Consider the following 7995-nt stretch of genomic DNA (forward strand, 5'->3'; position numbering starts at 1 on the left):
TCCGATCTGCCTCGCATGCCTGCCCCTCACAACTGCCCCCACCGCTGCCTCGCATGCCTGCCCCTCACAACTGCCCCACCGCCGCCTGCTGCCGCTCTATGACCGTCACAGGGCGGGTGAATTCGACATCATCGAACAGCGACAGCTGCTTATAGCTCATGCCGTCGCTGCCGAACCGCACCCTGTCCTTCTCGGTGGTAAGGTTCCGCACGATGTAATCCTCCTCTATCTTCACAGGGTACATCATCCTGCCGCTGCAGGTGATGAAATACAGCGCCCGCTTCAGCACCACCCCGATCTTCTTCAGATCCGGAAAAGTCAGGCTGCCGCTCCTGCGGGCCGCCACGATCCGTCCCGCGCTCTTCACCCCTATGCCGGGCACACGCAGCAGCTCCTCCATGGGAGCGCGGTTGATCTCCACCGGGAAGCGCTCCAGATGGCGCACCGCCCAGTCCTCCTTGGGATCCAGCATCACATTGAAATAGGGGCGCTTCTCGTCCAGCAGCTCCTCCGCCCGGAAGCCGTAGAACCGCAGCAGCCAGTCCGCCTGATACAGCCTGTGCTCCCGCAGCAGAGGCGACCCTCCCGGCAGGGCGGGCAGACTCTTGTCCCCGGTGACGTTCACGAAGGCCGAATAGAAGACCCTCTTTAAGTCGAATTTCTGATAAAGGCTCTCCGCCACATTGATGATCTGATAATCGCTCTCCGGCGTGGCACCGATGATCATCTGGGTGGACTGGCCTCCTCCCACGAACTTAGGCGCATTGCGGTACAGCACCAGGTCGTTCCGGTTCACCTGGATGCCGGTCTGGATCTGCCGCATGGGGGTCAGGATGCTCTTCCGGTGCTTATTGGGCGCCAGGCTGCGCAGTCCCTCCGCGGTGGGGAGCTCTAAGTTGACGCTCATCCTGTCCACCAGGAAGCCGGTCTGCTGTATGATCTCCGGCGCAGCCCCGGGAATGGCCTTCACATGGACATAGCCATTGAACCGGTAGCGGTTCCGCAGCAGCCACACCGTGCGGCAGATCAGCTCCTGGGTAAAGGTAGGGTTGCCGATGATGCCGGAGCTCAGGAACAGGCCCTCGATGTAGTTCCTGCGGTAGAACTCCATGGTCAGGGTACAGATTTCCTCCGGGGTGAAGGTGGCCCTGGGGACATCGTTGGAACGGCGGTTGCGGCAGTATTTACAGTCGAAGATGCATTCGTTGGTCATCAGGATCTTCAGGAGGGAGATGCATCTGCCGTCCCCGGAGAAGCTGTGGCAGATGCCTGCCGCCACGCAGTTGCCGATGCTCTTGCCGTCCCCCTTGCGGTCCACGCCGCTGGAGGTACAGGCCACGTCATACTTGGCCGCGTCCGTCAGGATATTCAGTTTGTCCTCCAGGGGCATTTCCCCTTTGCTTACCAGATATTCCACTTTCCCGCCCCCTCATCCATGCCATTTATACTGCTTAACGATTTCACTTGCAATGAAACCAGACTGCATAACGCTGACTGGTTCAATCGCATGATTGCATTAGGCAGTATTCAGCGTTATACAGTATATATAAAAGAACGTATGTTCTTTTTAGAGTTTAGCACATATGTTCTGATTCTGCAAGCATTTTTTACAGAAATCGGAAAAACTTCCATAAGCAAGGGCAACAATAGTTTCAAAAATGATTGTTGGCCCCCAAAGGACGTGATATAATAATAGCAAGGAAGATCTGTTTCAGAGGAGGTGTTTGCATGGCGAGGACAGTGGGTATCGGACATCAGGATTTCGGACAGTTGATTCGAAATAATTACTTTTATGTGGATAAGACAGCATTCATTAAGGAGTGGTGGGAAAGCGGGGACGCAGTCACCCTGATAACCCGTCCCAGACGCTTCGGAAAGACCCTGAACATGAGCATGCTGGAATATTTTTTCTCCGTAAAATACGCCGGCCAGGGGGACCTGTTCGAAGGCCTTGCCATCTGGCAGGAGGAAGCCTACAGGCAGCTTCAGGGCACCTGTCCGGTCATCAGCCTCTCTTTCGCCAATGTGAAGGAGTCTTCTTTTCCCAAAGCAAGAAAGCAGATGTGCCATATTATCACGAACCTGTATAACCGATATGATTTTCTGCCAGGCAGCGGTCTGCTGAACGAAAATGAGAAAGAAATCTATCGGAAAGTCTCTGCCGAAATGGAAGATTATATAGCGGTCAATTCGCTGAACGCTTTGTCCGATTACCTTTCCCGCTATTATGGGAAAAAGGTCATCATCCTGCTGGACGAGTACGATACGCCCATGCAGGAGGCATATGTCAGCGGGTTCTGGGGAGAGATGGTGGAATTCATCAGGACGCTGTTCAATGCTACGTTCAAGACGAATCCATATCTGGACCGGGCAGTCATGACAGGAATCACGAGAGTGAGCAAAGAGTCTATCTTTTCGGATTTGAATAATCTCACAGTTGTGACTTTGAATTCAGATTTATATGCGAATCGATTCGGGTTCACTGAGGAAGAGGTATTTGCAGCCCTGGACGAATATGGAATGGGGGATAAAAGGGTAGATGTAAAAGCGTGGTATGATGGCTTTGCCTTTGGGAGATACAGGGACATTTATAATCCATGGTCAATTCTAAATTATCTAAAAACAGGAAAGCTCTCCGCTTATTGGGCCAACACCAGTTCCAACAGCCTGGCCGGAAAACTGATTCGTGAAGGCACCCCTGAGGTGAAGATAGTGATGGAGGATTTGCTGCAAGGGAAGACATACCATGCAGTGCTTGACGAACAAATCGTCTTCAACCAACTGGATTATAGGGACAGCGCCGTCTGGAGCCTACTGCTGGCCAGCGGCTATCTGCGGGCGGACTCGGTTGTCTACGATGAGGAAAGCGGGAAATCGGAATATAGCCTTGTCTTGACGAACAGGGAGGTCCGGTTCATGTTCGAGAGGATGGTTGACGATTGGTTCAGGGAATATACGCCGTCCTACAATGGGTTCGTGAAAGCCTTGCTGAAAGGGAACCTCCGCGAGATGAACCGCTATATGAACCGGGTGGCGCTGGATACCTTCAGCTTCTTCGACAGCGGGAAGAGGCCGTCCGAAGCCAACGAGCCTGAGCGTTTTTACCATGGCTTCGTGCTGGGGCTGCTGGTGGATCTGCGGAGGCAGTATACTATCACCTCCAACAGGGAAAGTGGATTCGGAAGGTATGACGTGCTGCTGGAGCCCTGCGATAAAAAGGGTACTGACGATGCGATTATTATCGAGTTCAAGGTTCATGACCCGGAAGATGGCGAGAAGACGCTGGAGGATACGGTGCGGTCGGCGCTGGCGCAGATTGAGGACATGAAATATGCGGCATCCCTTGAAGCGAAGGGGCTTCCTGAGGAGAGGATCCGGAAATATGGCTTTGCCTTCCAGGGGAAGGAAGTGTTGATTGGATAAAGGGGGCAGAAAAAAAGTATTGCAAAATCCACCGGAAAGCAGTTAAAATAGGATGGACGCATTCCATATAGAAGAAGCGCATACCATAGAATCAGAACAGAACAATATATACTGGCGATTACTAAAATCTGCCAGGTAACCCGACTCACGCGCGAAAGCTAACGGGGACTTTGCGGTAAATTTCATCGCTCGTGAGTATATCAAGAAGAAAGGATTACTCATATGTCAAGCAATGCATTCCCAAAAGACTACCAGTCCGGCCTGAACCTGTATGACACCCAGGTGGCCATCAAGCGCGTGAAGGACTTCTTCCAGACCCTTCTGGCGGAGCGGCTGAACCTTCTGCGCGTGTCCGCGCCCCTGATGGTGGATCCAAAGTCCGGCCTCAACGACAATCTGAACGGCGTGGAGCGCCCCGTGTCCTTCGACATCAGGCACCAGGACGGCCGGGAGGCGGAGATCGTCCACTCCCTGGCCAAGTGGAAGCGCTACGCGCTGAAGAAGTACGGCTTCTCCGCGGGGGAGGGGCTCTACACGGACATGAGCGCCATCCGCAGGGACGAGGAGCCGGACAATATCCATTCCATCTATGTGGACCAGTGGGACTGGGAGAAGATCATCACCCGGGAGCAGCGCAGCCTGGACACCTTAGAGGATGTGGTGCGCACCGTATACAAGGTGCTGCGCAAGACGGAGAAGTACATGTCCATCCACTATGATTATATAGAAGAAATCCTTCCCCACGACATCTTCTTCGTCACCACAGGCGAGCTGGAGGAGATGTTCCCGGACAATACGCCCAAGGAGCGGGAGTACTACATAGCCAAGGCCAAGGGCGCGGTCTGCATCATGCAGATCGGCGGGGCCCTGGGGAACGGCAAGCCCCATGACGGACGTGCGCCGGACTATGACGACTGGGCCCTGAACGCGGACATCATCGTCTACTACCCTGTCCTGGACATCGCCCTGGAGCTGTCCAGCATGGGCATCCGGGTGGACAAGGAGGCGCTGCTGCGCCAGCTGGAGGCCGCCGGATGCATGGAGCGGGCACAGCTCCCCTTCCACCAGGCGGTGATCCATGAGGAAGTGCCCTTCACCATCGGCGGCGGCATCGGCCAGTCCCGCATCTGCATGTTTTTCCTGCGCAAGGCCCACATCGGGGAGGTGCAGTGCTCGCTCTGGCCGGAGGATATCATGGCGGCGGCCGAGGAACGGGGGATAAAGCTTCTGTAAGCAGCAATTTACGGCTACCCCGATTTCGAGCGAACTTCAGGGTAGCCGATCAGGTGTTAAACCTGTATTTTAGAGAGAAGCGCATCTTGCAATGCCTGCTCCTTTCTGTCATCAGGGGCTGCGCAGCCAGCCCACTCTTGACCTGTTATAGGCACGGTCAGCACAAAAAGGCAATCCACCAGCGGTGGACTCTAGCGGTAGACCGCGAATTTCTCGTTTCGGAAGGTCTGTTTATAGTCAAAAGTATCCATGAATGCCAGCAGGCGCTTCCATTTGGGGTCAGCCTCCATCTCCTCCCACTGTTCCGCCGAAAGGTCGGAATCCCTCCCCTCTTCATAAAGGGCATGCGTCCCCTCCAATATGATTACCGGCTTGTCCCTCCCCTTTTCCGATATCTCCCCCTCCAGCTGCGCCATGTCCCGCTCCATGGTCTCCAGGCTGTAGGAATCCAAATCGCTCCATGGATTGAAGGCCGAGGGCATGGCAAGGTAATAGGATATGGAGGGAATGTCCCCGTACAGGATGACCTCCTGTCCCTGTAGCCCGTCCTCATTGGCGTAAGCGCTCAATTCCTCCATCCACCGGGCCCTCTCAGGGCTCATCTTGATATTCCGCAGGATGGGATTGTTGTCTATGGCGACCTCCGCGTCCTGTATCCCGGTCCCCTCCGCGAAGGCGAAGTTCGCCCCGAAGGCCCCGAACTGGAACAGGCAGATGGCCAGGAAGGCCGTCAGCACGCCCTTAGCGGGAAAGGCCGATATCACCAGTCCCCCCTTTGTCCTGTACTCTCCCACATGCCGCAGGAAGCGCCAGCTCTCCCACAGGACATAGGGCCCTGCCAGGAAAAGGTTGTTCAGGCTGGGGAGGACACCGTTGTTGCTGCCGATGGGCGTCAGCAGGATGATCAGTATCACCATGCCGCCAATCAGCTTTTCCTCTTTCGCGGCGTTTCTGTCCAGGATGCGGATTCCGGCAATCAGCATGGCCAGCATCAGGAATATGGGCCCGGCATGCCAGATGGAGTCGTAGCTGAAATAGTAGAAGGAAAGGAATCCCCGCCGATACAGCCACCCGATCATGGCGATGCTCACCAATATCCACAGCACGCGTACCCCCGTATGGAGGATTCCTGCAGCCAGAGGCGCCCTGTCCTCTCCTGCCGCTTTCTCCCATTTTGCACGCTTATCCGGCCTCGCCGTCTTATCCTTCTCCCCTGTTTCCCTTGCTGTACCGATTCCCGTCCCCCCCGGATGCCCGCAGAGGATTCCCTCCAGCCATCCCGCCAGGGCGAACAGCGCCGTCCCCCCCGCGGCGATGGCTCCCATCCGGCCCATCCAGTACAGCTCCTCCCGGTAGCGGCCAAGAATCCCCATGATCATGGCAGCGGGCTTATAGTCCGCCGCGTTGTCCGTCATGGCGAACAGTCTGTTGATACCCGCCGCATACTCCCCGAAGCCGTAGCGGAGATGGATATCGCTGAGAAGCGCCGCCAGCGCTCCCGCATATCCCAGCAGGCACCACAGCGTATGGCGGGCAGTCCGCCGCCAGAAACCCCCTTCCCCCGGAATTCTTCCCGCACCTGCCGCAAATGCCTTTTCGCCCCTTTTTCCGTCTTTTTTCAAACGTTTTTCAGATAAATCTGCCATGCCGCATGTTTTCCGACGTTTTTCCGATAGCCAGGCGATAAAGTCGTAAGCCCAGACCGCCAGGATCATCCCCATCTCCGGCAGGTTGGAGAAGCGCACCAGCACATTGGCCCCCAGGAACGCTCCGGCGGCCACAAAATACCCTTTTCTCTCTTTTGTCAGGCCCTGATAGAGGAATATGGTTGAAATCAGGAAAAGCAGATAGGTCAGGTAGTTATAGAGCAATGCGGTGGGGCACCAGCATAAGCTCAGCGCCACCATCTCCCCCAGGAACACGATCGTCTTCGGCATCTTCAGCTTCCTGGTGCAGAAAAAATAACCCATGAGGGCCAGCGCGCTGGCGAACAGTCCGGTATACAGGTTCATGCCCATCAGCGTATCCCCATTGGGAAGCCCGGTCAGCCAGCTCCCCGCCACATTGGCCAGATACGTGGAAAAGAGCCACATGGAATCCATATGCTTCGCGCCAATATATCGGAAATTCGCGTAATTATACCCGGTATCCCACAAATCCAGTCCCCAGTCCATATGCCGCAGGGGATAGAACGCCAGAACCACGATTGCCAGGTTCTCCAGCAGATTCCCCCATTTCCTCAGCCTGTCCCTCTCGTTCCTCATATCCATTTCCGTCCAGAATCCTTTCCGCCCATGCCTCCTGCTCCACGCTGCCTTAGACCCTCTTACGCCCCAGGCCTCTGCGGCATTCCCCATCAGGGACGCTGCCTTCTCCAAACTCCTGTCCCCGGCCCCCAGGCTCCTGCCCCTGTCACGCTTCCCGGAACAGCGCGTCCGCTCTCTCTATCTTTTCCGTCAGCCTCCGATAGAAGCCTGCCCTCAGCAGGATTCTGTGCAGTCCGCCGAAAATCCGCTTCCGCGCCATGTCCGCCAGGACGCCGCAGGCGAACACAGCCAGCACGGCCGCCATCGTCCCCACAAGCAGACGGGCTATCCCGGCAAATCCGCCTGTCCCCCGGGCCATCTCCTCCGCCAGCTGTCCGGCGCCCAGCCACTCCTGCCAGGAATACCGCAGCCCTATGTTCTCATGGAGCAGGTAGACCCCCAGGGTATACGGGGCCAGCCCATTGACGATCCTCGCCGTCCTCCCCTGTACGCGCAGCCTGGAAAACGCCCCGAAAAGGCCCACAGCCGCCAGAAAAGGGAGCGCATGGTTGTACTCCAGGCACATCTTGATCCGGCTTCCCAGCCCTCCGGTGCGCAGGTATATCTCCCGCAGGACAAATGTCCCGCCAAAGACCAGCAGGCAGCCTCCCAGGTACAGCAAAAGCCCCCGCCCCTTTTTCTCCAGGAACGGGATGCCGAACCGGCGCACATACGCTGCCGCCAGGAAAACGCACAGATACCAGAGGCAGTCGTATCCCAGCGCGTCCATCTCCAGGCGCACGGGCAGCACGCTCTTCACGATGCAGAAGACTGCCAGCAGCAGGGCCAGGGACAGCCGCAGCTGCTGTTTCGACATCTTTTTCACACCTATACCCACAAAGGGCAGGAGCAGGTACAGGAAGACATAGGCCGTCATGAACCAGTAATGCCCCATGGTCACCGGGAACAGCAATGTCAGCAGATAATGGGTATCGAACACTTCCTCCCGCAGCACTCCCGTCAGCGCGCCTATGAGCCTGAAGGCCACGGAATAGGTCCATATCTGCAGCCATAGCTGCGCCAGGCGGCTGGG

The 7995-nt window shown here is 56.4% G+C and carries 5 protein-coding genes; 2 read left to right on the forward strand and 3 right to left on the reverse strand.

Translation table 11 applies throughout. From position 1 onward, the window contains the following. Nucleotides 1-64 precede the first annotated feature (64 nt). Nucleotides 65-1390, reverse strand: coding sequence for a putative DNA modification/repair radical SAM protein (locus tag Q2B33_RS22090; protein WP_300564184.1), 1326 nt, complete (start codon nucleotides 1388-1390; stop codon nucleotides 65-67). Between the two features lie 338 nt (nucleotides 1391-1728). Here Q2B33_RS22090 and Q2B33_RS22095 point away from each other — a divergent pair, with 338 nt between their 5' ends. Both Q2B33_RS22095 and asnA read left to right on the forward strand, forming a co-directional pair. Next, nucleotides 1729-3423, forward strand: coding sequence for an AAA family ATPase (locus Q2B33_RS22095; protein WP_300564129.1), 1695 nt, complete (start codon nucleotides 1729-1731; stop codon nucleotides 3421-3423). 222 nt (nucleotides 3424-3645) lie between these two features. Continuing rightward, on the forward strand, nucleotides 3646-4656 hold the full coding sequence (asnA, locus tag Q2B33_RS22100) for an aspartate--ammonia ligase (RefSeq protein WP_300564127.1): 1011 nt from the start codon (nucleotides 3646-3648) through the stop codon (nucleotides 4654-4656). 191 nt (nucleotides 4657-4847) lie between these two features. Here the strand turns inward: asnA and Q2B33_RS22105 are convergent, their stop codons facing one another. Continuing rightward, nucleotides 4848-6920, reverse strand: coding sequence for a hypothetical protein (locus Q2B33_RS22105; RefSeq protein ID WP_300914258.1), 2073 nt, complete (start codon nucleotides 6918-6920; stop codon nucleotides 4848-4850). Between the two features lie 148 nt (nucleotides 6921-7068). Next, on the reverse strand, nucleotides 7069-7995 hold a 927-nt coding region (locus Q2B33_RS22110), incomplete at its 5' end, for an acyltransferase (protein WP_300914260.1).

This window comes from uncultured Acetatifactor sp. (assembly GCF_948601915.1).
GTDB lineage: Bacteria > Bacillota > Clostridia > Lachnospirales > Lachnospiraceae > Acetatifactor.

Excerpts from the sequence above, each read along its gene's own strand:
- Q2B33_RS22105 (WP_300914258.1), bottom strand. The coding sequence starts at position 6,920 with ATGAGGAACGAGAGGGACAGGCTGAGGAAATGGGGGAATCTGCTGGAG.
- asnA (WP_300564127.1), top strand. The coding sequence starts at position 3,646 with ATGTCAAGCAATGCATTCCCAAAAGACTACCAGTCCGGCCTGAACCTG.
- Q2B33_RS22095 (WP_300564129.1), top strand. The coding sequence starts at position 1,729 with ATGGCGAGGACAGTGGGTATCGGACATCAGGATTTCGGACAGTTGATT.
- Q2B33_RS22090 (WP_300564184.1), bottom strand. The coding sequence starts at position 1,390 with ATGCCCCTGGAGGACAAACTGAATATCCTGACGGACGCGGCCAAGTAT.